General features: G+C 26.0%; 21 protein-coding genes. 3 read left to right on the forward strand and 18 right to left on the reverse strand.

The genetic code is table 11. The features are described from left to right. Positions 1 to 128: 128 nt before the first annotated feature. The gene (locus MBBAR_RS03755; RefSeq protein WP_080459926.1) at positions 129 to 746 is read right to left on the reverse strand and encodes a TetR/AcrR family transcriptional regulator; all 618 of its coding nucleotides are present in this window, start codon (positions 744 to 746) and stop codon (positions 129 to 131) included. 204 nt (positions 747 to 950) lie between these two features. Here MBBAR_RS03755 and MBBAR_RS03760 point away from each other — a divergent pair, with 204 nt between their 5' ends. The 3 genes from MBBAR_RS03760 to MBBAR_RS03770 all read left to right on the forward strand — a co-directional run bounded on the left by MBBAR_RS03760 (position 951) and on the right by MBBAR_RS03770 (position 3,925). Continuing rightward, positions 951 to 2,138, forward strand: coding sequence for an Nre family DNA repair protein (locus tag MBBAR_RS03760; RefSeq protein WP_080459927.1), 1,188 nt, complete (start codon positions 951 to 953; stop codon positions 2,136 to 2,138). Positions 2,139 to 2,182: 44 nt separating this feature from the next. Then, on the forward strand, positions 2,183 to 3,181 hold the full coding sequence (locus tag MBBAR_RS03765; RefSeq protein ID WP_080459928.1) for a DegT/DnrJ/EryC1/StrS family aminotransferase: 999 nt from the start codon (positions 2,183 to 2,185) through the stop codon (positions 3,179 to 3,181). 186 nt (positions 3,182 to 3,367) lie between these two features. Further along, positions 3,368 to 3,925 carry a class I SAM-dependent methyltransferase gene (locus MBBAR_RS03770; protein WP_080459929.1) on the forward strand — a complete coding sequence of 186 codons (558 nt, stop codon included), beginning with the start codon at positions 3,368 to 3,370 and terminating at the stop codon, positions 3,923 to 3,925. A gap of 86 nt (positions 3,926 to 4,011) precedes the next feature. Here the strand turns inward: MBBAR_RS03770 and cgi121 are convergent, their stop codons facing one another. From cgi121 to MBBAR_RS03865, 17 genes are all read right to left on the reverse strand, one after another. After that, positions 4,012 to 4,584: a KEOPS complex subunit Cgi121 gene (cgi121, locus tag MBBAR_RS03775; protein ID WP_225370287.1), complete on the reverse strand. Its 573-nt coding sequence runs from the start codon at positions 4,582 to 4,584 to the stop codon at positions 4,012 to 4,014. Between the two features lie 36 nt (positions 4,585 to 4,620). Continuing rightward, entirely contained in the window at positions 4,621 to 6,138 is a 1,518-nt protein-coding gene (locus MBBAR_RS03780) for a (R)-citramalate synthase (RefSeq protein ID WP_080459930.1), read from the reverse strand. A gap of 342 nt (positions 6,139 to 6,480) precedes the next feature. Further along, entirely contained in the window at positions 6,481 to 7,578 is a 1,098-nt protein-coding gene (locus MBBAR_RS03785; protein WP_080459931.1) for a TIGR01177 family methyltransferase, read from the reverse strand. An 84-nt stretch (positions 7,579 to 7,662) separates the two neighbouring features. Continuing rightward, positions 7,663 to 8,427 carry a zinc ribbon domain-containing protein gene (locus tag MBBAR_RS03790; RefSeq protein ID WP_080459932.1) on the reverse strand — a complete coding sequence of 255 codons (765 nt, stop codon included), beginning with the start codon at positions 8,425 to 8,427 and terminating at the stop codon, positions 7,663 to 7,665. A 568-nt stretch (positions 8,428 to 8,995) separates the two neighbouring features. Then, a complete protein-coding gene (gene guaA / locus MBBAR_RS03795) occupies positions 8,996 to 9,922 on the reverse strand; it encodes a glutamine-hydrolyzing GMP synthase (RefSeq protein ID WP_080459933.1) in 927 nt (308 codons plus the stop codon). Between the two features lie 847 nt (positions 9,923 to 10,769). Then, positions 10,770 to 11,030, reverse strand: coding sequence for a hypothetical protein (locus tag MBBAR_RS03800; protein WP_080459934.1), 261 nt, complete (start codon positions 11,028 to 11,030; stop codon positions 10,770 to 10,772). 384 nt (positions 11,031 to 11,414) lie between these two features. Beyond that, the gene (locus tag MBBAR_RS03805; RefSeq protein ID WP_080459935.1) at positions 11,415 to 11,987 is read right to left on the reverse strand and encodes a GMP synthase subunit A; all 573 of its coding nucleotides are present in this window, start codon (positions 11,985 to 11,987) and stop codon (positions 11,415 to 11,417) included. A gap of 808 nt (positions 11,988 to 12,795) precedes the next feature. Beyond that, on the reverse strand, positions 12,796 to 13,725 hold the full coding sequence (gene trxB / locus MBBAR_RS03810) for a thioredoxin-disulfide reductase (RefSeq protein WP_080459936.1): 930 nt from the start codon (positions 13,723 to 13,725) through the stop codon (positions 12,796 to 12,798). 368 nt (positions 13,726 to 14,093) lie between these two features. Continuing rightward, positions 14,094 to 15,995, reverse strand: a complete 1,902-nt coding sequence (gene gatE / locus MBBAR_RS03820; protein ID WP_080459938.1) for a Glu-tRNA(Gln) amidotransferase subunit GatE — start codon at positions 15,993 to 15,995, stop codon at positions 14,094 to 14,096. Positions 15,996 to 16,182: 187 nt separating this feature from the next. Further along, positions 16,183 to 17,496 carry a Glu-tRNA(Gln) amidotransferase subunit GatD gene (gene gatD, locus MBBAR_RS03825; RefSeq protein WP_080459939.1) on the reverse strand — a complete coding sequence of 438 codons (1,314 nt, stop codon included), beginning with the start codon at positions 17,494 to 17,496 and terminating at the stop codon, positions 16,183 to 16,185. Between the two features lie 115 nt (positions 17,497 to 17,611). Continuing rightward, on the reverse strand, positions 17,612 to 19,270 hold the full coding sequence (locus MBBAR_RS03830) for a 2-oxoacid:acceptor oxidoreductase family protein (RefSeq protein WP_080459940.1): 1,659 nt from the start codon (positions 19,268 to 19,270) through the stop codon (positions 17,612 to 17,614). Between the two features lie 18 nt (positions 19,271 to 19,288). After that, on the reverse strand, positions 19,289 to 20,506 hold the full coding sequence (locus MBBAR_RS03835; protein WP_080459941.1) for a 3-methyl-2-oxobutanoate dehydrogenase subunit VorB: 1,218 nt from the start codon (positions 20,504 to 20,506) through the stop codon (positions 19,289 to 19,291). Positions 20,507 to 20,512: 6 nt separating this feature from the next. Next, positions 20,513 to 20,770 (reverse strand): 4Fe-4S dicluster domain-containing protein, encoded by a 258-nt coding sequence (locus MBBAR_RS03840; RefSeq protein ID WP_080459942.1) that lies wholly within the window; start codon positions 20,768 to 20,770, stop codon positions 20,513 to 20,515. Between the two features lie 330 nt (positions 20,771 to 21,100). Further along, positions 21,101 to 22,789, reverse strand: coding sequence for an AMP-binding protein (locus tag MBBAR_RS03850; protein ID WP_080459944.1), 1,689 nt, complete (start codon positions 22,787 to 22,789; stop codon positions 21,101 to 21,103). Positions 22,790 to 23,009: 220 nt separating this feature from the next. Then, positions 23,010 to 23,570: a helix-turn-helix domain-containing protein gene (locus MBBAR_RS03855; RefSeq protein WP_211272912.1), complete on the reverse strand. Its 561-nt coding sequence runs from the start codon at positions 23,568 to 23,570 to the stop codon at positions 23,010 to 23,012. Positions 23,571 to 23,908: 338 nt separating this feature from the next. Then, positions 23,909 to 25,600 (reverse strand): AMP-binding protein, encoded by a 1,692-nt coding sequence (locus MBBAR_RS03860; protein WP_080459946.1) that lies wholly within the window; start codon positions 25,598 to 25,600, stop codon positions 23,909 to 23,911. Between the two features lie 588 nt (positions 25,601 to 26,188). Further along, positions 26,189 to 26,746: a helix-turn-helix domain-containing protein gene (locus MBBAR_RS03865; protein ID WP_080459947.1), complete on the reverse strand. Its 558-nt coding sequence runs from the start codon at positions 26,744 to 26,746 to the stop codon at positions 26,189 to 26,191. Positions 26,747 to 26,761 lie beyond the last annotated feature (15 nt).

Consider the following 26,761-nt stretch of genomic DNA (forward strand, 5'->3'; position numbering starts at 1 on the left):
ATAAAAAATAAAAAAAGTATTAATAAAAATATTAAAAATATTAAAAAATATAATAATAAAATATAGATAATAATATTTAAAAATTAAATAATAATAGTAAAATAAAATTAATTAAAAACAATTATTTACTATGAATCTAATCCTAAATTCTTACATATCATATCTAAATTTAAATCTATGAGTTTTTCTAATCCAAAATGAGGAAATATTATAGAAAGTTCAATGAAACCCATAAATATTGTGAAAATATAAAGAGCTGCATCTTCAGAATTAATATCCTCAGAAATTTCTTTTTTCTTTTTTGACTCTTCTATTAAATCTTTATAAAAATTAAATATTTTAAGATTTAATTCATGGTAAGTTTCTCTTAGTTCAGGATGTTGATGATAAATACCCATAAGTAATAAATAATACTCTTTATAATCAACTCCCTCTTTATTAGAAAGCTCAAAAATATTGCAATCTTTCTCAATATCAAGACAAGTATGATAATAAAAAACAAATTTTAATTTTTCAACTATAGTACCTTTATAATTTTTAACTATTTTTTTAAAATTATCAATTTCATTTAAAAGATATAATTCAACCATATGTTTTAATATGTCGTTTTTATTATCAAAATGGTAATATACTGCTCCAGTAGTTACATTTGCTGCTTCTTGAATTTGTTTTAAAGATACATTATCAAACCCATACTTAAGAGCTAGCAAAAATGTAGCTTCAGCTATTTTATCTTTATTATTCATATAAAAAACCTTTTTATTTATTAATCTAATATATCACTAATATATTCAATTAAAGTATAGTAATATATTATACTATATACTTATATAAATATTCTCAATTCTAAATATTATAAATACTAAATTCTCAATACTAAATATAATAAATATTATAAAAATAAGTAAAACAATATTTTAAAATACTACTTTATAATATAAATTAAGTATATGTTTAGATCAAAAAATGCCTATTTAAAAAAATTAACAGAAAAAATTCAGATGAAATCTGTAAAAGTAGGTAAAGATTTAGATGGAAGTACGCCACCATCAGTATTTATTGGTAGATGGAGCTATCCAAAAGTATATGCAGGTCCAATGATGGTAGCTGAAACAGGAGATACTTCTATAATGGATTCACCAGAATCATGGATTGATGAAAATAAAACACAAGAAGATATAATAAATTATCGTTTAAATCTTGTTAGAGGTAAGCAATTAATAAAGATTGATGATATCGAAAACCCATTTGTTGAAAAATTACAAGACATATCATTATCATCAAAATCAACAGATACTGAAGCAAAATTTGGTAAAAGACCAGTAGGATTATCATTTAATGAAGATAGCACTCCTCATGGACCAAGTGCTGTTATTGAAAAATTTGATATAGATAGTGTAAGATGGGATAAACAACTTGAAAAAACTTACTATGATACTGATTTAAAAGCTACAGAAGCAGTTATAAATTTACATGATAAAGATGTGCCCTTCTCAGCAATGCAAAAAGCTTTTTCAGTTGGAGCAATAGGAACTAAAAATAGGAGAAAACTTGTTCCAACAAGATGGTCAATTACAGCATGTGATAGCTCAATAGCGAAAACACTTCTTAAGGAAGTTAGAAATTACCCAATTATTGACACTACAAGAGTATATGAATTTAGTAGTCTTAAAAATTATTATGCTATAATTCTTACTCCAATGGAATGGCAATATGAATGGATGGAAGCATTTATAAAAATACTTGGAAAAGAAGAGATAATCTTTTCAGATTATGAAACCAGTACAGAGAAAAAAGAGTATTCTAGTGTTGGAGGATGTTATTACACTTGTAAAATGGCAGTGTTAGACTCATTAGCTAAACAAAAAAAACAGGCAGGAGTTATTGTTCTTAGAGAAGCTTACTCTGGTTATGTTCCTCTTGGAGTTTTCAATGTCAGAGAAAATGTTAAATATGCAATGGAACAACCTTATAATGAATTTGAAAGTTTAAAACAATCACTTGAATATATAGGAACAAAGCTTAAAATCCCAGTAAATAAGTATGTTAAAACAAGTGAACTATTAAAAGAATTATTACAATCAAAACAAACAACATTAGATTCTTTCTTTAAAAAAGATGTTAAGCATCAAATGTAAGAATTTTGAATTAAAAAATAAAAAATTTATCAAAAGGCCAAAAAATGAATCTATTATACAAAGAACCTTCAAAAAAAACAAAAGAAGCAATGGAAGAAGCAATAAAAGATTCACTAAATTTTGAAAATAAAAATAATAATGATAAAGATGTTAAGGCTAAAATATGTTCAAAAACAAATCATAGCTATTGTGAAATTGTAAACAGTGGAAATGCAGCTATAATGGTAGCTATGAATGCAATTGAAGGCCCAATAATAATACCTGACCAGGGAGCTTGGCATGGTTTTAAACAAATAGCTAAATTCCTAAATAAAGAAATACTAACAATTAAAACAGATTTAGGGATAATAAGTCAGGGAAAATTAGATGAGTTTCTGGAAAAAAACCCTTCTATTAATAGTAATGAAACTTCAGCTATATTCTTAACTAGTTTTGCAGGATATACAGCAGAACAACCAATGAAAGAAATAAGTAATTGGTCTAGAAAAAATGATATTACTCTTGTTGAAGATGCTTCAGGAGGAATATGTGATTTTGAGAAGAAATTAGCTAATGGAAAATATTCAGATATTATAATAGTTTCAACTTCATCACCCAAGGTGATTAATGTTAATGATGGTGGTTTTATAACCACTAACAATAAAGAGATTTTTGAAAAATCAAAACTTCTATTAAAAGTATGCAAATCTAATAATATTACAAAAAAAGCTATTCATACTGAGATAGATTTTGCAGAAAACAATCTAAAAAAGACAATTCAAGCTACAAGTTATATTAAAAATAATCTTGATAATGTTATACACCAAGATAAAAGGGGAACTAACGTTATATTAGCTAGTGATAAACATCATGAATTATCTAAAAATCTAAAAGAAGAATTTGATCTAGGTGGGAGAACATTTATAACTAAATGTCCAAACTATAACCGGGTGAAACAAAAGGGAATAGCTATTGAAATTAAAAATTTAGATATTAAATCCCTTGAAAAAGAAAATTTAGATGAAATCATCAGAATTGTCCAGAAATATCAGTGCAAAAGATGAAAAGATAAAATAACTTTAATTATTGGTAAATAAATAAAAAATTAAAAATAGTTAATAAGTTTAATAAATGAATTAAATGATTATATTTAATATGTTTAATATGATTTTTTGTTTATCTAAAAAATAGGTTTGAGTTTTTTAGTGATAGCATTATAACAATTATATTTATTATTATGGTGATATATTATGGCCAATGAAGATGTTTGTTCTTATAAGAGAGCTGGTTTTTTCGATTCTAAAATTCGTAAATTATTTCAAAACCCAAATAAAATATTAAGTCCTTATATTAATAAAGGGATGAATGTTCTTGATTTAGGCTGTGGACCTGGATTTTTCACATTAGAAATGGCAAACTTAGTTGGTGAATCTGGAAAAGTAGTTGCAGCAGACTTGCAAGAAGAAATGCTAATTAAAGTAGAAAATAAAACAAAAAATAACCATTTAAAAGAGATTATAAAACTTCATAAAACTCAAAAAGATAGTATTGGTCTTTCAGAGAAATTTGACTTCATTTTAATCTTTTATATGTTACATGAAGTACCAAATAAAAGAAAGTTTTTAGGAGAATTAAAGAATTTATTGAAAAATGAAGGTAAAATTCTAATCATAGAACCTAAAGGTCATGTTTCTAAAGAAAATTTTGAAAAGTCTGTTAGATTAATCAAAGAAAAAGGATTTAAAACTTCTAAAGGACCAAAAGTATTCTATAGTTATAGTATTGCTTTAGAAAAAATTACAAATTAGAAACTTTGAATAAAAAATTCTTTTAATTTTAATAAATCATGCTTTTTAAATTATGTTCAAATAAAAAATAAAAAAAAGATAAAAAATCATAACTCAACTATTAAAGCTGAAGTTCTATCAATTAAAATATCATCAACAGCCATAATAGCTAATTCTTCCTCTGGAATACTGAATATTTCTTTAAGTAGGGATAAGTTTGGTTTTAAAACAATATCATCTCTAATAAATATTTCAGATAGCTCTTCAATAAAATAATCTGGGCAATTAATTAAAACAATAGCTATATCCATCTGTTTTTCTTTTAAACCTAAAACATCTAAAGCTTTTGATATTTGTCTTTGAGCTGATGTTCTTAAAACAATTTCAATTCCCAAATCATTAGCTAAATTTGTGCCTCTTTTAAAAGCTAAAATAGCGTGAATTACTCCATGAAAAAGATGTTTCTTTCCAGCTATTGCAGTTGCATCCATTAGTTGAATTATACAACCATCACAACAATTATTCTTTATTGAATCAACTTTTTCTAAAATTTTAGGAATGTTTTCTATATTACCTTTAAATCCAACTATTTCAATATTATCTTCAATTCCAAAAGTTTCAAAAAGGTTTAATTCATCTATATTTTCCCCATTATATTTCAATTCATTATTATTTTTCAAAATAACACCATTTATCAAAAAATTGAAGATTGATCCTCATTCAACATCTTCTAAAAGTCTGTTTACGCCACTTAAATAAGCTTCAACACTAGCATTGATAATGTCTGGTTGTGTACTTCTTGCAGAAATTATCTTATCACCTAGCCTTAACTTAACAATAACATCAATTAAAGCATCAGTACCACCAGTAATCGCGTCTACATGGTATTCTTCAAGTTCAACATCTGCAAATTCAGATATTCCCTTTTTAACGGCTACAATAGCAGCATCCACAGGACCAATACCAACACCAGCTTCTAAAATGTCTTTATCATCAATTTTAAGCTTTATTGATGCAGTTGGGATAACTTTATTTCCAGAAACAATAGTAACTTCTTCAAGTTTAACTTTTTGCTCTCTTTTTAACTCCAAAACATTATAAGCTATAGCTTGTAAATCAACATCAGTAACACACTTGCCCATATCACCTAAAGCTTTAACCTTATCAAAAATCTCCATAAACTGTTCATCACTAGCTTTAATTCCAAGCTCATCAAGATTGTTTTTCAATCCCTTAGTTCCAATGTGTTTTCCCATTATAAATTTTCGTTTATGACCAACAAGTTCTGGAACTATTGGTTCATAAGTAGCAGCATTTTTAATTACACCATCAGCATGAATTCCAGACTCATGAGCAAAAGCATTTTCACCAACAATAGCTTTATTAGGCTGAAGATAAACACCAGTAAGTCTAGATACCAGTTTTGATGTTGAATAAAGTTCTTGAATATTAATATCTGTTTTATAAATTGAAGAATCATTATCTTCAATGGTATAATTTTGACCTTTACCATACAGTGTTTTTAATGAAACAATAATCTCTTCAAGAGAAGCATTCCCTGCCCTTTCACCAATTCCATTTACAGTACAATGAAATTCAGTAGCTCCAGCACGAATCGCACCAAGAGTATTAGCTACAGCTAAACCAAAATCATTATGACAATGAACACTTAAAGGTGCATTAATAGTACTTAACTCTTTATAAAACTCAAAAGATTTTTCAGGAGTGAGCATTCCAACAGTATCACAAGCACAAATTCTTTGTACTCCTACATCAACACCTTGATTAAAAATTTCCTTTAAAAACTTCATTTCACTTCTAGTTGCATCTTCAGCAGATAATTCAACTATCAATCCATGATCAAGAGCATATTCACTAGCATCAATTGCTTGTGATAAAACCTCTTCCTTAGATTTTTTAAGTTTATGTTCTATATGAAGGTTAGATGTAGGAACAACAAGATGCACACTATCAACATCGCATTCTAAAGCAGCATCGACATCTATTTTAACAGCACGAGCAAAACTAGCTATCTCAGCATTAAGCCCTTCACTTGTTATCTCTTTAATAGATTTTCTTTCACCATGAGAAGTAATAGCTGAACCTGCTTCAATAATATTAACCCCAATTTCATCGAGTTTTGTAGCTATTCTTAACTTTTCACTAGCTGTGAGCGATATTCCAGGAGTTTGCTCCCCATCACGAAGGGTAGTGTCTAATACTTTTATTTTCATCTAATCCCCTAAAGGTGTATTTATTTATATTGCATATCTATTATATTGTATACATATTACATTTTAATAGTATATTTTAAATTTCATATATTTATTCATATTTCATATATAATACATTTTAAATTTTAGTTCTATTTAACTCTATTTCATATTTCTAATAATTCTATTTTATAATTACAATATAATATAATTTATTAAAAATAATAGAAATAAAAATATTAAAAATAAAAATACTAAATGTAAAAATAATATAGTTAAAAATAATAGAAATACTAAAATTAAAAATAAAAATATTAAAAGTGAAAATATTAAAATTAAAAATGTTTAAAAGAAATAAGTTATTTAATTGGTTTTTTTAATAACAGAAATAATACGAGTTAAACTTTTATGCATTTTAATCTTATGCCTCTCTAATAATTTGAAGCCAAGTTCATTTAAGAAAGGATCTATATCAAGATAGTGAGGATGAGCTATACATAAATATGCATTTTCTTTCATGTTATAATCGATTGATTCAAGGAACTGGTGAAATATCTTACCACTTTTTTCACCACCAGTAGAAGTTGAAATACCATAAGGAGGATCAGTAACAACAGCATCAACCTTTTTATACAGCTTCAATTCACGAACATCAATATGATGAGCCTCAAAATCATTTTCACAAATATCACAATAATCAAGATTACTACAATAATCAAGATTTATCAGTGTTCCATTTTTCATTTTCCAATTAATATCAGAACCAATAAGCTTAGTACCTATCATAGCACCCTCAATAAGAATACCACCAGTACCACAAAAAGGATCCAGAAGAAGCTGATCTTCTTTTATATGTGATAAATTAACCATACAACGAGCAAGCTTAGGACTCATAGAACCAGGATAAAAAAAAGGACGTTTATGAGGTTTTAAATCTTGAAAATGCTTTTTATTAAGTTTAAGCTTTTCAATACCAATGAAAACTTCTTTTTGAGTAGCTACAACCCTAATAAATGATTCTGGATTATTTAAATTAACCTTAAAATCAATCCCATCAGTTTTTTCAGAAGCACCATAAACAGCATTATTTGAAGATAAAATTAAATGACCTAATTTTCGTTCAATAGCTGTTGTATCGATATTTACTTTTTCAAACCTTTTAATTCTAACTACAAAATCCTTTTCAATATAATCATTCCAATTAACAGAGTTAAAGTCCCTTTCAAGATTATATAAATCTGTTCTTAATATAAGTTCATGAATTTCATGAGTATAAGCTAATCGCCTAACCAATACTTTGTAATTTTTATAAAAATCCAATTCATTTAATGATTTTAGTAAAATTAATCCTTGAGCTATAACCTCAACATCACAATCAATATCTTCACAAGCCAAAACAGCTTTTAACTCAGCTAAAGGAAGAGTTTCATGTTCTTGAGATTGAATAAGTAATAAATCCATTTATATAACCAACTATAATAAAAAAAATAGAAAACAAAATAATTATTTAAAAATTTAAACCATTGATCAGATTAAAACCATTGATTAAGCATAAACTAGAAATCCCATATAAAATATAAAAAACACTAGCCAAAATATAGCTCCTAAAATCATCACCAATACTTCAGAATTACTAAATTCCCTTCTGACAGGAAGTTTAGATTGTTTAATCCTCCAAAAGTCATTAATACTTTCTTGAATATTTGCATATACCCAGAAAGATAATACTACTCCTAAAAATGGAAGAAAATTAGAAAATATTAAAGTTAGTACATTTAAACCTGAAGAATAAGAAGATTCAATTTTTTCTTGTTTAATAAACTGGTTCATATCTTCTAATGTTTGATAAAAAACTATTATATTAGCTATAGGGATTATCATTAAAAATGTTCTTATACCTGGACTAACATCCTTACCAAGATCATCTTTTAAATAACAATTAGTCTTATAGACCCAGTAAAATGAATATAAACCTAATGTGAAAACCATTAAAAGTAAAAGTCTTCTTATTGGAAGAATATTTGAATATCTAGGAAAATCCCCTTTATTATAAGTATTAATTGTATTAGATTCTGAAAAAGGCTTGGATTTATCCTCAATATCATTAGTATGAATATCATTACTATTTTCATTTTTTAAATCATTATCTTTATTTAAATTATCTTTTGAAACATAATTGTTTTGAATATGATTTCTAGATACTGAACTTCTTTCAAACCAATTTCCACAATGTTCACATTTTTCAGCATCAGCAGAGATCTTCTCTCCACAATAGATACAATATTTGTGTTTTTCAGACTCCATCTCCATATTATCTTCCTTTAATCAGTTTATAATATAATCCTTTCAAATATTTCATTTATATAATATTTCTATTAATACATGTATTATTAATATAATTCTTCCAAATATTTCATTCATATAATATTTCTATTAACATATGTATTATTAATATAATTCTTCCAAATATTTCATTCATATAATATTTCTATTAACATATGTATTATTAATATAATTCTTCCAAATATTTCATTCATATAATATTTCTATTAACATATGTTTTATTAAATAATAATACACTATAAAGTAATACATAAAATAATGCAGTATAATAATGCATCACAAATAAATAGATTACAAATAGGAATAATACTAATAGTAATACAATATACTAATAATATTCATACTCATATTAATTATATCATATTTTATAATTATTTTATAATATTAATAAGTATATTAATAGTATATTAATAAATATATTAATAATTTTAATAGATATTTTAATAAATATTTTGATAAAGATCTTGATAAAGATCTTGATAAATATTTTAATAAATATCGTGATAAAGATTTTGATAAGTATATAAATATATATTTATGCAAACTCGATTGTACTTGGTGGTTTATCACTTATAGATAAAGAAACATGAGTAACTTCAGAAACTTCAGAAGTTATTCTTTTAGATATAGATCTAATAACATCCCATGGTAATTCTGGAACATAAGCTGTCATAGCATCTACTGATGCAACCATTCTTAAAACCACTAAATATCCAAAGTCTCTTTGATCGCCTTTTACACCAGTAACTTTAGTATCAGTAAGAACTGCAAAATATTGCCATAATTCTTTACCAAGCCCATTTTTTAATATTTCTTCTCTAACAATTGCATCAGCTTTTCTACAAATCTCTAATTTTTCCTCTGAAAGCTCACCAACAACCCTAACTGCAAGTCCCGGTCCTGGGAAAGGCTGTCTAAAAACAAGTTCATCTGGAAGATCTAATTCAAGCCCAATTTCTCTAACCTCATCTTTATATAAATCACGAACAGGTTCAACAACTTTTAAAACCATCCCCCCAGGCAGGGCAAGATTATGATGAGATTTAATTTTACCTTCACTTTCAATCCAATCTGGAGCTATTGTTCCTTGAACAAGGAATTTAGCCTTAATTTTCTCAGCTTCTCTTTCAAAAACATCGATAAAGACTTTCCCAATAATTTTTCTTTTTTCTTCTGGATCTTCTACTCCATAAAGAGCATTTAAAAACTCATCTTTTGCATCAACATAAACAAAGTTAAGCCTATTTTCAAAAGTTTTACAAACTTCTTCAACTTCACCTTCACGAAGAAGACCATGATCAACAAAAACAGCTACTAAATTATCGCCAATAGCTTTTTTAACTAATACAGAGCATACTGAACTATCTACACCACCAGATAATGCTATAATAGTTTTTTCATTATTAATTTCATTTTTAATATTTTCAATAGATTCCTTTATAAATTCAGATGGATTAATCATTAATGACACCTATGAGTATATAATATTCAAAAATTTTAAAATAATATATAAAAATAAATTTTTATAAAAATATTTAAAATATATTCTAAATGTATATTATGAAAACATAATATAAAAATATATTACTAAATGAAAAATAATTTTTTATTAAACAAAAAATACTAAATAAAAATACTAAATAAAAAATACTAATAAAAAATACTAAAAATAAAAATAATTTACTATTAAATAAAAAATCCTGTATTAAATATTTTAAATAATGTATCTCCTAAATAAAATATTTTCTAAATAAAATATTTCATAAACAGAATACATTATAAATGAAATATTTCCTAAATGAAATATCTTATAAATAAAATATTAGAAATCAATAAAATAATCATTAAAAAGATTTATATTATTTAATAACCTATTTTTATATATGATTACAATAGAAAACATATTAGTTATTTTAGTTTGTCTTTTTTTAGCATATGTTACATATAAAGTACTAAGATGGTTAGCTCCAGTGATAATTGTTATTTTATTAGCATATTTAATATATGTATTTTTATTTTAAAATTATGAGTTAAAATTAGTTTGATTTCAAATTAATAAGATAATAGGATCAAGTCTTGATTTTAATTATTTTAATTGTTAATAATATAAAAAATAGACAATTAGATATATAAATCATTAATAAATTAGTAATGAATTAGTAATAAATTATTAATGAATTATTAAATTAGTAAAATAACTATAATATGAATATAAAAATATATAATAAAAATACATTACTATATAAATACTATATAACTAGCTATGAATACATAAAGTAGCTAATCTTACATATAATTTATTCTAAAAATTATTCTTTATCTTCAGAAGGTTCAAAATCTTCAATAACTTTCTTTATAGCTATTTCAAGACTATCATCTCTTCCAAGTTCTAAAGCTTCAATCATATCTTCATATTTAATAAATTTTTCTATTTTAACTGCCTTTTCACCGATTCCAGAAATTCTAAAATTTTCTTCAGAATCTCCTATTATGATGGACAAACCTTCTCTTTTGATTTCTTGTTTATAATCTACTGCTTTATTTTTTAATTCTTCAACATTATCGATCATTGTTATACCTCTGCTATATATCCAATTAAGGATAATAGATTAAATATTATTAAATTGTATTAAATAATAGTATTAAATAATAATATTAAATAATAGACAATAATAATTATTACTAATAATATAAATATTACTAATAATATAAAATTTAATACTATAAATTAATATAAATAGACTAATATATACTATTATTAGTAAATTAAATTATTATTAGTAAATTAATATATAATATTACTATTTAGGATTATATAATATTAATATATAATATTTTGATTATCATTTTATTTAATTATATATTATCAAATAATCTAATACTTTATGTTTATAATAACATTAGATTATAAAATGTATTATTAAAAATAATAATATTAAATTATTGAAAATTTATTACAAATTATTTTCACATATTTTAAGGAAATTTTTAAATATAATTTCTCCTTCAGGAGTGTGATGAACCTCAGGATGAAATTGAATACCATAAATATCTTTTTTTTCATGCTTCATAGCTTCAATATCACATATAGAAGACTTAGCTAATGTTTTAAAATTCTTTGGTAAGGTTTTAACTTCATCTTTATGAGAAGTCCAAACTTTCATAGGTGATGAAACTCCTTTAAAAAGCTTATTTTCATCTAATATATCTATATCAATTTGAGCATAGCTTTCTGTTGAAGAACTTGAAACCTCTCCTCCAAATGATTTAGCTATTAACTGATGACCTAAACATATTCCTAAAATAGGGACACCAATATCATCGATGTTATTAATATATTCTAAACTATTTTCTGATTCCTCAATAGATGGACCTCCTCCAAATATCAAACCCATAGGTTCTTTTTCCTTAATTTCATCTATTGAAAGATTATTTGGAATTAGTTCATAAGGAATGTTTAAATATCTTAAACTTCTGCCAATTCTATGATTATATTGGCCTTTGTTGTTAATAATTAAAATTTTCATGTTTTTACTCTTTAAATATTATTTTAAAAGTATTTGATAGTGTTTTATTAAATATACATATTAATCAAAGAATAAGTATCAACCCAAAATTAATAATTATAAATAATATGATTAACAATTATTAATTAATTTTATCATAACATTAATATTATGATATTGATTATTATATATTTAATGCATTACACTAAAATTAATTCATTATATAATATTAATTATACAGTAATTAATTACATTATATAACATTAATTATACAGTAATTAATTACATCATATGATAATTAATTACATCATAATACTAAAATCAATCATACAATATTTTATAGAATTAATAGTTTATATTATTATAGAATTGATTATATTTAATTCTTAATGATTATTATAATAAATTTCTTAAACTCTATTAAATTCAAATTATTTATATACTACTTTTTATAAATAAAATATGCATGGAACTTCAAGATTTAATATATATGATAGTGGCTGTTCTAATTGGAGCTTTAGTTGTTTATATATTTTTATGGATAATACCAATACTTTTACCAATTATAATAGTTTTAATAATAGCTTTCTTAATATACAGCTATTTTAAATCTAACCAATACAAAAAGTATTAGGATTAATATATTTAATAATTCTTTTAATTCTTTTAATTCTTTTAATTTTTTTTAATTTTTTAATTTTTAAATAATTTTTAAAATAAATTAATATAATCAACATAAATTGAAATAGGTTAATAATTATTATATTATTATAATACAGTCTTTTACTTAATCATTTTTAATCTATTAATCCTCAAAAATCTTCTATTTTTAATTTATATCTCTATTATTAGTGTGTTCAAGCCCTTGATAAGCATAAGTGGCAGCTACTGCACCTTCACCACAAGCAACAACCCATTGCTTTACACCACCAGTCACATCACCAATAGCATAAACATTATCAACATTGGTCTTTTGGGTTTTATCAACAATTATATGATTATATTTATCAACATTTACAGCTAATTCTTTAGCTAATTCGCTTGAAGGGGTATCTCCAATAGCTATAAAAATTCCTTGGACTTTTAATTCTTCTTTAGAACCATCTTTTTTATTTGATAAAACTACAGACTCAACCATTTGATTACCTTTTATTTCTTCAACAACAGAATCCCAAATAACAGGTATCTGTTTTTCATCAATCTTATCTTGAAGATATTTTTCAGCTCTAAATTTATCACGTCTATGAACAATTGTAACATTACACCCAACATTATGTAAGAATATAGCTTCCTGAAGAGCACTATTTCCCCCACCAATCATCAAAATATCTTTATCTTTATAGAGTAATCCATCACAAGTAGCACAGTAAGAAACACCAAGACCTTTAAATTCATCTTCACCATGAACACCTAATTTTCTATGAGTAGCTCCAGTTGCTAAAATAAGTGATTTAGCTTGATATTCAGTTTCAGAAGTTTTAATCATAAATCCATTATTAATTTTTTCTATAGACTCAACATTCTCCATTTCATTAATAGCTACATTTTTTTCAGTCTGTTTTTTCATTTTAGCTATTAAACTCATACCTGCTATTAGTTCAAAACCTGGATAATTTTCCATTGAAGGAACCATTAGTCCTGCACCACCTACAAGACCTTTATCTAATAATAAAGTTTTTGTTCCTTGTCTTCCAGCATATAATCCTGCTGTTAATCCTCCAGGACCTGCACCAATGATTATAATATCATATTTTTCCATTTTATCCTAAACCCCATATTTAATATTTTTATAAAGCATATAAGTTTAATAAATATCATTAATAACAATAATGAACAATAATACAAATATTACAAATGATAATAATAATATAAGTATTATAGATAATAATACAAATATTATAAATAATAATATAAATATTACAAATGATAATAATAATATAAGTATTATCGATAATAATACAAATATTATAGATATTAATATTATAAATATTATTAATAATATAGATATTGATAATAATAGTATAAATATTAATAATAATACTATAAACTTTATAGTAATATTTTATTATACTATAGTCTCTTAATTCTCTTGAATTATATAATAATATTTTAATTATATAATTTAAATTAAATTAATTTTTCTATCTCATTTTTAAGAAGTTTATTTACAAGTTTTCCATCAGCTTTTCCTTTAAGTTTTCCCATAGCCATTCCCATCAATGGACCCATAGCACCCATTTTTCTTTCTTCAACCATAGAACTATTTTTAGCCACTACATCTGCGATAATGTTCAAAACTTCATTTTCATCAAGAACTAAAAGGTTATTATTTTTAGCTATTTCTTCTGGATCTAAAGTAGGGTTTTCAGATATTGCAATAATAATCTTATTTATAGCATCTTTAGATATTTTTGAATCAGCAAGAAGATTAAAAATAGATATTAATGATTCATTATTAACATTTGAAACATTATATCCTTCTCTTTTTATTTCCCTCAAATCATAAGCTAAAACAGAGGCTATAGTTGTAGAATCAATATTAGAACCTTCAATTTTTGAAACAATATATTCAAAGTCATCAGCCCTTAATCTTCTAACTAGCTGATTAGCTAAGTCATCACTTAAGCTATATTCTTTTATAATTCTCTCTTTTTTCACATCAGGAAGTTCTGGTAAATTATTTTTAATATTTTCTATAGAATCTTCTTCAATTTTAAACAAAGGAATGTCAGTTTCTAAATACATCCTACTAGAAGTAGGAAGAGGTCTCATATATTCAGTATTTCCATCATCAAGAGATTTTCTAGTTTCTTCAATAACACCTTCAAATGCCATATTTGCTCGTCTTATAACCTCTTCTAATGCAGAAATAGCAATTTCCTCATTATGAGCAACTATAATTATTGCATCATCATCATCCACATTTAAATGACTTTTCATGGATTCAACTTCTTCTGCAGTTATACCATAAGCAGGAAGCTCATCAGTGTGAAAAATACCAGAAACCCCTCTTTTTTTAGCATAACTAGCAATCTCAGTTCCAAATCTTCGCCCTTCTTGAACTTCTTCACCAATTAAACCAGCAAAACCCTTTAAAACAATACCTTTCACAGATTCTGCTCTAGAAATAATCTTTGAAGAACTATTTTTAAAAATAATGTTTAAATCATGAATTTCATCAAGAACCTTTGCATTTCGCTTTTGAAGTTCCTCTTTAATTTCAATAAGTTTCAATTGTCTTTGAACTTCATTTTCAACAATTTTAGGCATTAAATCAAGGTTTTGAACACCTTTTATTTCACAACGAGCCCCTTTAGCTATTGAGATATTTAAATCCTGTCTTATAGTTCCAAGTCCTCTTTTAACATTAGTACTTCTTAAAACTTGACCTAAAGCATAAGCTACTTCTTTCACCTGTTCAGGATGATATATTGAAGGATCAGTAGTGATTTCAACAAGTGGAATTCCTAACCTATCAAGTCTAAAATGAGTGTAATCCTCAGCAGAAGTACTTTGATTATTTTTAATATCAATAGCAATTCTTTTAGAAGCATCTTCTTCTAAACAAAGATTTTCAATAGTTACCTTACCATGAGGAGTATCAAGGTATCCAGTAGTAGCTACAAGTCCAGTACGTTGAAATCCACCAGTATTACTTCCATCAATAACCTGTTTCCTCATTGTATGAAATTCATCCACAATTTGCATGTTTAAAAGAGTAGCTATGACCATAGAAAGTTCTAAAGCTTCCTGATTTAAACTATGAGGAGGTTCATCATCTGTTTCAACAAGACATGTATGATAATAATAAGCTTCATAATTAAATTTCATCTTCCTAAAAGATTCTTGAAGAGCAGCCCTATCGATTTGACCTAGTTCACTTTGAGTAGGTCTTAAATTTCTTTTTATTTCCTCATCAAACATTTCATCTACAAGTTCAGTTGCACAAGGACAAAACAATTTACTCTTTGTATTCAACTGTTGATGAATCTCTAATCCCATTCTAAGACCTAATTCACTCCAATCCATAAAATCACATAACCATAAATAATTAAACAATCACAATAGCTAAAACATAGCTATAATATTTTTAAATAAGATTTAAATAAATACAAGATAATTAAATTAAAAAATATTTTATAATTAAACTAATAAGTATCTTATAATTAAAATAATATTAAACTAATAAATATTTTATATAATAAATATTTTATAATTAATTTAAAAAGTATTTTAAAGAAGATTTTTCAGATAATTCTCCAGCAATATTAGTTTCCATAATATTTTTAACCTCATCAAATTTATCATTTTGACCTAAAGCCCAACAAAGTTTAACATAAGCAACTTCAGGAGTCATATCTCCACCAGATATAACATTAGCATTAATTAATTTTCTTCCAGTACTATAAACATTCATATTTACTTTACCATATAAACACTGAGAAGTCATAATAATAGGAATATTCTCATCATTTGCTCTTTTAATCGAATCAAGCATATAATCTGGAACATGACCAAGGCCAGTTCCTTCAATAACTAAGCCTTTAAACCCTTTATCAATATGATAATCAATTAGTTCATTTTGAATTCCTGGAAAACTTTTTATAATTGCTATTTTAGACTCTAGATTATCTCTTAAAGTTAAATCTTTAGAACCTCTTTTATTATAATCAACATTTGGATTTATATTAAATATTTTAGAATCTTTTAACCTAGCTATAGGCTCAGAATTAATACTTCTAAAAGTGTCTCTTCTACTTGTATGCATCTTACGAACTTTTGTTCCTTTATGTAAGCAACAATAACCATCATCCAAACCTTCATGCATACAAACAGTAACATCAGCAATTTCGGATTTAGCAGCACCTATAGAATTAAATAAATTTAGATAAGCATCAGTAGAAGGCCTATCAGAACTTCTTTGAGCACCTGTAACAACAATAGGAACAGGTGTTTCCAAAATAAAACTAAGAGCTGCTGAAGTATAATGCATAGTATCAGTTCCATGAGCTACAACTACACCATCAACACCATCAGAAATTTCATTAGCTATAGAATTCGCTGCTTCTACCCAATATTCAGGCTTCATATTCTCACTTAAAATATTATAAAGAGCTTTTACTTTATAATTAGCAATATCCAGAAGTTCAGGATTAGCTCGAAGCAAATCATCAGCAGTAAAAGCTGGATGAACTGCTCCTGTTTTATAATCTATCACAGAAGAAACAGTACCCCCAGTAGAGATTATGGATATATCCATCTTATTAATATCTTCTTCAATCTCGAATGGGTCAAATTGAATTTTAGGTTCTTCACCTTTTTTTATTAACTCAATTTTAGCATCCGAAATATTAACTCCTAAATTATATCCACTATCAAGTTTTAAAACAATATATCCATCATCAGAATCTTCAGACCTATCAAGCAACATACCTTCATATAAAACTTTATTTTTCTCAACTTTAACGGTATCTCCAATAGAAACATTAGCAGAATCTAAAAAACTTTTAGCTAATTTTTTATAAGACATTTAATCACTCTAAATAATACTTTTAAATATAATAATATAAACAATTAATTAAAAACTATTAATAATCAATCAAACTATTAACAATCCCCATTAAATTATTAATAATCAATCCAAACTACAAATAATCATCTAAATGTTCTCTCATCCATTTAGCTCCAGCCTCTAAAACATCAATATTTAACTGAATTAATTTAGGTTTAGAAGAAAATATCTCTTTTATTCCCTCTTTATAAGCATCTTCTGAAATTATAGCTCCTATTTCCATAAGAGTACCTATAATAGCAGTATTAAAAGCTTTTGGGTTTCCAAGAGAATTAGCTATATCTAATGCAGGAACTGGAATTAATTTTATTTCTTTATCCTTTATAACTTCAAAATTATCCAATTTATCAATTTCAAAATCACCCACACGAGAATCATAAAGAATAATACCCTTATCCTTAATATAAGGAGTAAATTTTTCAAGTGCTAGTCTGTTAAGAGCAATGAGAACATCACATTTATCTACAACAGGAGATCCAATTACATCACCAGATATAACCACAGAACAATTAGAAGTACCTCCTCTTTGCTCTGGACCATAGCTAGGATACCATGAAACATTCTTTCCATCATTACAAGCGGCTTGAGCAAGAGTAAGACCTGCACTAAGGACTCCTTGACCACCAAAACCTGCAATTTTTATATTTACAGGTTTAAATTCAGGATCGATTTTAGTTTCAATAGGATTTTCCCTATCAATATTAAATATATTATCTAAACTCTCAATAGAAAAATCTGAAGATCCTCTTTCAACCTTTTCTCTTTCTTTAGATAAATCTCTAAAACGTTTAACTGGGAATTCTTTCTCCATTTGCTCCTTAATGAACTTTTCAGCACCTTCAGCATCTTGCCTTAAATTAGTAGGACAAGGAGAAAGAACTTCAATAAAACAATACCCCTTACCTTCTTTTTGGATTCTCAAAGCTTTTTTAACAGCAATTTTAGTTTTTCTAATAGACTTTACATCAGCAAGAGAAACTCTTTCAATAAAAACAGGAGCTTTTAAATTATCAAGAAGTTCACACATATGCATAGGAAAACCAGTAAAATTAGGGTCCCTTCCAGATTGAGATGTAACAGTTATCTCTCCAATAAGAGTAGTTGGAGCCATCTGACCTCCAGTCATTCCATAAACAGTATTATTAACAAAAAATACTGCTAATTTTTCACCACGATTAGCTGCTTGAATAGTTTCATTTAAACCAATAGAAGCTAAATCCCCATCACCTTGATAAGACATTACAATAGCATTATCTTCAGCTCTAGAAATACCAGTACCAACAGCAGGAGCTCTTCCATGAGCAGTTTGTACATTACCACAATTAAAATAATAATAACCAAATACAGCACAACCAACAGGAGAGATCATTACAGCCCTATCCTGTATTTCAAGTTCATCCATAGCTTCTCCAATAAGTTTATGAAGAATACCATGACCACAACCTGCACAATAATGTGTAACCTTAGTAAAAGACTCACCTTTACGAGAAAATTCATCATACAAAGAATTTGGTTTTTTGATGACTTTTGTTTCATAAACAGTATTATCAAACTTATTATTACTATTACTATTACTATTAGTATTAGTATCGTCATTAGTATTAGTAGTATTGTTATTAGTATTACTATTAGTATTGCTATTTATATTATTATTAGCCTTATTTGCATTACTATTAGTTTTACTATTAGTATTACCAGTAGTATTAGTATTAATATTGTTATTAGAATCCATACTTAAAACCCCAATTAATTAATCAATAATTTGATATTTAATATCATCTTCATCAATTCCCTCTTTATAATTAGAATCAATATAAGGTTCATCAAACTTGTCCATATCTTCATCATCATCAGGATATTCCTTAGCTAAATTCACTTTACACTTTTCACACTCAGCCAAGTCATATATTTTTTCAAGGATGTCTTTAACCTCAATTAAATTCCCACCCATTCTATTAACTAAATGAATATCTTTACAATCAGATATTGCACAATTAACCGCCAATTTTATATCTTCTCTCATTTGACCATTACTCATTTCAACAGATATAAATTCACAACCCTTTTTAGCTAATTTAGCAATTCTTTTACTTGGAAATGGGAAAAGAGATATTGGTCTAAGTAAACCTACCTTAATTCCAGATTTTTCTCTTGCAATATCAACTGCAGAGCGAGCTAACCTACTACTAATACCATAAGCTACAAGAATTATTTCAGCATCTTCAATATCATTACCTGAAGCCATATATTCTTCAAAATCAACTTCATTATTTTCAATTTCATCAAATTTAACTTGAATATTATTATTAAATTCCTCAAGCTGATCAAAATCAAGAAAGATCGAGGTTACAAGATTTTTCATTGTTTCTTTATTTCCACGAACTGCCCAATTATTATCAGGCTTATGATCTATTGATACTTGAGGAAAACGAAGAGGTTCTGCCATTTGACCTAAAACAGCATCAGCTAAAACGATTACGGGATTTCTATACTTATCAGCAAGCATAAAAGCTTTCATTGTAAGATCACACATTTCCTGAACACTATTTGGAGCAAGAACAATATTTTTATAATTTCCATGCCCCCCACCCTTAACAATTTGATTATAGTCTCCTTGTTCAGGTCCAATATTACCAAGACCAGGACCTGCCCTCATAATATCAACTATAACTGATGGAAGTTCTGCACCTGCAAGGAAAGTAATTCCTTCTTGTTTTAAACTAATTCCTGGTCCAGATGAAGCAGTCATTACACGATGACCAGCTGATGCACCACCATAAACCATATTGATAGCTGCTTCTTCACTTTCAGCTTGAACAAACTTTCTTCCAACCATTGGAAAATATTTAGAAGCTTCATGTAATATTTCACTAGCAGGAGTTATTGGATAACCAAAAAAGCAATCACAACCAGCATACATAGCTCCAATAATAATTGCAGTATTTCCTTTAATCATTTGACTAGCCATTCAATATCACTCCTCTTTTTTAAGTTTTTTCCTTTTAGGTATATGAATTTCAACAGCTAATGGTTCTGGACAGGTATAATAACAATCACCACAACCATTACATCCTTTCCCTTTATAAACAACATAATTATACCCACTTTCATTAAGATCCTTACTTAACTCAAGAGCATTATTTTTACATGAAATAACACACCTATTACAAGATTTACACTCTTCTTTATGAATAATAGGGAAAGGTTGTGGTCTCTTTTTAGATTTTGTCAATTCTAACACCTATTTATTAATATATTAATTAATTATTAATTATAATTATCAGTCCTAATATTAATTTTATTAATGATTTTATTACTATTTTTATTAGTAATTTTATTAATAATCTTATTACTATTTTTATTACTATTTTTATTAGTAATTTTATTAATAATTTTATTAATAATCTTATTACTATTTTTATTACTATTTTTATTAGTAATTTTATTAGTAATTTTATTAGTAATTTTATTAGTAATTTTATTATTGATTATAATCATTATTCTAATTATTAATTCTAACTATTAATTTTAGTTATCTATCAAATAATGAACTATTTATTCATTATTTATTTTCATCATCAATCCTAATTTCTTTTCTTTTAATTTTACCACTAATAGTTTTTGGAAGCTCATCTACAAATTCAACAATTCTTGGATATTTATAAGGAGCTGTAACTTGTTTTACATGATTTTGTATCTCTTTTTTCAGCTCTTCTGATGGTTCATAACCCTTTGCAAGGACTATTGTGGATTTAACAACTTGGCCCCTTACAGGATCTGGAAAACCAGTGATTGCACATTCTAAAACACTCGGATGAGAAACTAAAGCACTTTCAACTTCAAAAGGACCAATCCTATATCCAGAACTCTTTATAATATCATCAGTTCTTCCAATAAACCATAAATAATCATCCTCATCAATCCAAGCAGTATCCCCACTATGATAATGCCCATTATACCAAGATTCAGCATTTTTTTCAGGATTTTTGTAATATTCATTAAATAATCCAGTAGGATTACCATTAGTGATATTTATAGTTATTTCACCTTCATCACCAATATCAACAACATTTCCACCATTATCGAGAATTTCAACATTAAAAGTTGGAGCTATCTTGCCCATAGACCCTGGACGTGGTTCTAACCAAACGAAATTAGCTATAATCACTACAGTTTCACTTTGACCAAAACCTTCTCTTATTTTAAGTCCAGAAATTTCATAAAACTTGTTAAATACTTCAGGATTTAGTGGTTCGCCTGCTGTTGTAGCATAAGTCCAATTACTAAAATCATAATCTGATAAATCCTCTTTTATAAGAAACCTGTAGATAGTAGGAGGTGCACAAAAAGTATTTACTTTATATTCTTTTACCTTTTCAAGAAGATTTAAAGCATCAAACCTATCATAGTCATAAATAAAAAGTCCAGTACCAGCTATCCACTGACCATACAAAGATCCCCAACTAGTTTTAGCCCAACCAGTATCTGCAGAAGTATGATGAATTCCATCCTCAACAATATTATGCCAATATTTTGCAGTAATTATATGACCAATAGGATAAGTAAAATCATGTAAAACCATTTTAGGTTGACCACAAGTCCCAGAAGAAAAATAAATTAAAAATTTATCATCATTTTTAGTAGCTTCATCACCAACAGGCCTATCAAAAACATCAGATGCATCATTAATACCCTTAGTAAAATTTAACCAACCATCAATAGTTTTATCACCAGTTTTATCTCCAACAAAAATTTTTTTAATCGTTTTGGATGAATCAATTAATTTTTCTGCATCATCAAAATCTTTGATTAAGTCACCTTCATCTAAGGATAAAATCATATCAACATCAGCACTCTCTATCCTATAAATCATATCCTTAACTTTCAACATATGCGTAGCAGGTATAGGTATTGCTCCTATTTTATGAAGAGCCATCATTGAAAACCAAAATTCAAAACGGTTTTTTAAAGTTAACATTACAGCATCTCCTTTTTTAATACCTAAACTCTTAAAGAAGTTAGCTGTTTTGTTACTATATTTCTTCATGTCAGAAAAAGTAAAAATCTCTTCATCTCCATGATCATTACACCAGATAAGAGCTATCTTTTCTGGATCCTCCTCAGCATATCTATCTACAACATCAAATGCAAAGTTAAAATTTTCTGGAATCTTAAATTCAAAATTTTCCTTGAAATCCTCATAAGATTCAAAATCAACCTTATTAACAAAATCTTTAGTAAGTGATGACATAAATTACCCCTATAAATACTTAAAATTCTAATATCTTTAATAAATTCTAATTTAAATTCAATCTAAATCAATATAATTTAATTAATATAAAATACTTAATATATTCTAGTTAATACAAACTATTTATTATATTCTGATTAATACAAACTATTTAATATATTCTAATTAATACAAACTACTTATTAATTCTAATTAATAGAAACTACTTAATATATATTAATTATTGTGCAATGACTGCTAAAAATTTAGCATTTTCATTATTCAAAGCTTTCATAGCATGTTCATAATTTGAATCAAAAAATATTGAGTCTCCTTCATTTAAAATAATCTCACGATTATGAATATATAGCATTAAAGAGCCTTCTAAAACATAATTAAACTCTTGACCTGGATGATGGTTCATAGGAGGCTTTTCATCATTTGGTTCAACAGTTACTGTCAGAGTTTCAAGTTTTTTATGAATAAATCTGTCAGCTAAATTTTCGCATTTATAACCTTCACGTCTTTCGACTGGAATTCCTTTTCCAGCACGTGTAATATTAAAAATATGCATTCTTGTTTCTTCACCAGAAACTAAAAGCCCCATATCAACCTTTAATATTTGAGATATCTCATATAAAACACCAACAGGAATATCTTTTTCACCAGATTCATAGTTTAGATATTCATTTTCATCAATACCCAAATAAGTAGCAATTTGATTTATAGATATATCAGAAAGATTTCTAAGCTCTTTTACTCTAAATCCAATATCTTTAACTATATCATTCAATATAAACACCTATTAACATCATTTAATTTTTAATAACAATTTTCATTAATACATCAATAATACTTAATAATATAATTTATAATACTTTTAAATTTATAATACTTTTAGTAATAATTTTAATAATACTTTTAATAATATTTTTAATAATAATTCAACCAATATTTTTAATCTTGATTTAATATTTCAAATAAATATTTTTAATATGCTTTAACAAAATGTCTAAAAAACTTTAATGAAATTTTTAATAAAATCTTTAATAAAGTTTTTAATAAAATTTTTAATAAAATTTTTAATAAAATTTATTTTATAAAATATCAGTTTTATAAATTATATATCTATCTTATAAACTATTTATTTTTATCTTCATTTCTTATTTGAACTCTTCTAATTTTACCACTAATAGTCTTTGGAAGCTCATCTACAAATTCAACAACTCTAGGATATTTATAAGGAGCAGTTATGTTTTTAACATGGTTTTGAAGCTCTTTTTTAAGTTCATCCGAAGGTTCATATCCTTTAGCAAGAACAACGGTTGCTTTAACAACTTGACCTCTAACAACATCAGGAGTACCAGTAATTGCACATTCTAAAACACTTGGATGAGATATTAAAGCACTTTCGACTTCAAAAGGACCAATCCTATATCCAGAACTTTTTATAATATCATCATTTCTTCCCACAAACCACAAGAAACCATCTTCATCTTTCCAAGCAGTATCTCCACTATGATAATAATCATCATACCAAACTTCATTAGTCTTTTCTTCATTTCTATAATATCCTCTAAAAAGACCAGGAGGAAGATTAGAAGTTTCAATAGATATCTCACCCTCGTCACCAACATCAACTTCATTATCATTACTATTTAATAAAGTTACATTAAAACATGGTGCAGGTTTACCCATTGATCCAGGCTTTGGTTCCATCCAAATAAAATTAGCCACACTAATAACAGTTTCAGTTTGACCAAATCCTTCTTTTAGTTTTAAACCAAAAATTTCATGAACTTTATTATAAACTTCAGGGTTTAATGGCTCGCCAGCTGTTGTACAATATTTTAAACTACTAAAATCATATTTTGAAAGATCTTCTTTTATTAAGAATCTATATATTGTTGGAGGGGCACAAAAAGTATTAATTTGATATTTTTCAATTTTTTCAATCAAATTTAAAGCATTGAACCTATCATAATCATAAATAAATACAGAAGTTCCTACAATCCACTGACCATATAAACCACCCCAAACTGCCTTCATCCAGCCAGTATCAGCAGAAGTATGATGTATTCCATTTTCAATAGCATTGTGCCAATATTTAGAAGTTATTATATGGGCTAATGGATATCTAAAATCATGACCTACCATTTTAGGCTGACCAGAAGTTCCAGAAGAAAAATAGATTATCATTATATCTTCATTTTTAGTAGAATCACTACCAGTAGGACGAATAAAAGAATCATCTTCTTTTTCAATAGCTTCTCTAAAATCATCCCAGCCAACAAATGAATCTTCACTATTAGAAGAATCTTCATTAGAATTAACCACTAATTTTTTTAGTTTAACTCCAAGTTCTAATTCTGCTTTATCGAATTCTGAAAGAAGTTCAGAATCATCAACCGATATAACCATGTCAATAGTAGCTTTATCTATTCTATAAATAATATCTTTTTTCTTAAGCATGTGCGTAGCTGGAACAGGAATAGCTCCAATTTTATGAAGTGCAATGATAGAAAACCAAAATTCATAACGGTTTTTCAATGTTAACATTACCTTATCGCCTTTTTTGATGCCATAATTTCTTATTAAATTAGCTGCTTTATTAGAATAATTCTTTATATCCTTAAATGTGAATTTTTTTTCTTCACCAAAATCATTACACCATAATAATGCAATTTTTTCTGGATCCTCATCAGCATATCTATCAACAACATCATAAGCAAAATTAAAGTTTTCTGGAACATTAAACTCAAAATTATTTTTAAAATCTTCATAAGAGTCAAATTCAACTCTATTAACAAATTTTTTAAGTAAAGATGACATATAATTGCCTCGGGATTATTTTTAATAATTTTTTAATAATATTTAGAAAATTACCTATAAATAATAAAAAATTATCTATAAATAATATTTATTTTAACAATTTTTATTTTATAATAAATCAGATGAAAATTAATCATTTAAACAAACTAATCATATATAAATGCTAATTATATATGAAAACCAATAATATATAATCATATAACAAGTCAAATAATTAAATCTTAAATATTAAAGACTAAAAACTAATGAATTAAACATAATATCAAATAATTATATTATATATCACATAATTTTGTTATATATTAAATAATTTTATTATATATCAAATAATATTTAAATAATGCTTATTTGATATTCATATAATATTTACATAATATTAAATATCATTGGTATAATATAGAATAATAATATTATATTGAATAAAATTGCTATAGAATCAAATAATATTATAATAATAGTATAATATTAGTACAAAATAGTATAATATTTGTATAATATTAAATAGTAATTATATAATGATAAATAATATTACACAGAGTATTAAATAATATACTAATATATCAACTAAAAATAATTAATAATAACATACTATAATATTACAGCCAAAAATCTAGCAGGTTTATCATTTAATGCTTTCATTGCATGTTCATAATTTGAATCAAAAAAGATAGAGTCTCCTTCATTTAAAATAATTTCATTATCATGAATATATAATTTTAAAGACCCTTCTAAGATATAATTAAACTCTTGACCAGGATGGGTATTTTTAGAAGGTTCAGCAGCGGTAATGTCTTTTGGTTCAACGGTTACAATAAAAGTCTCACCTTTCTTATGAATAAATTTTTCAGCGAGATTTTCATATTTATATTGTTTTCTACGCTCTACAGAAACTCCTTCATTTTTCCTAGTAACATTGAAGATATGCATTCTTGTTTCTTCACCAGTCAAAAGTAGACCCATATCAACTTTAAACTTATGAGCTATTTCATATAAAACACTTGCAGGAATATCTTTTTCACCATTTTCATAGCTAATATATTCATCTTCACTTACATTACATACATCAGCCATCTCTTTAGTAGTAAAATCAGATAAATTCCTAAGTTCTTTTACTCTAGCACCAATATCTTTAATAGTTTCATTCAAATTAACACCATTCCT

Source organism: Methanobrevibacter arboriphilus JCM 13429 = DSM 1125, from assembly GCF_002072215.1.
GTDB lineage: Archaea > Methanobacteriota > Methanobacteria > Methanobacteriales > Methanobacteriaceae > Methanobinarius > Methanobinarius arboriphilicus.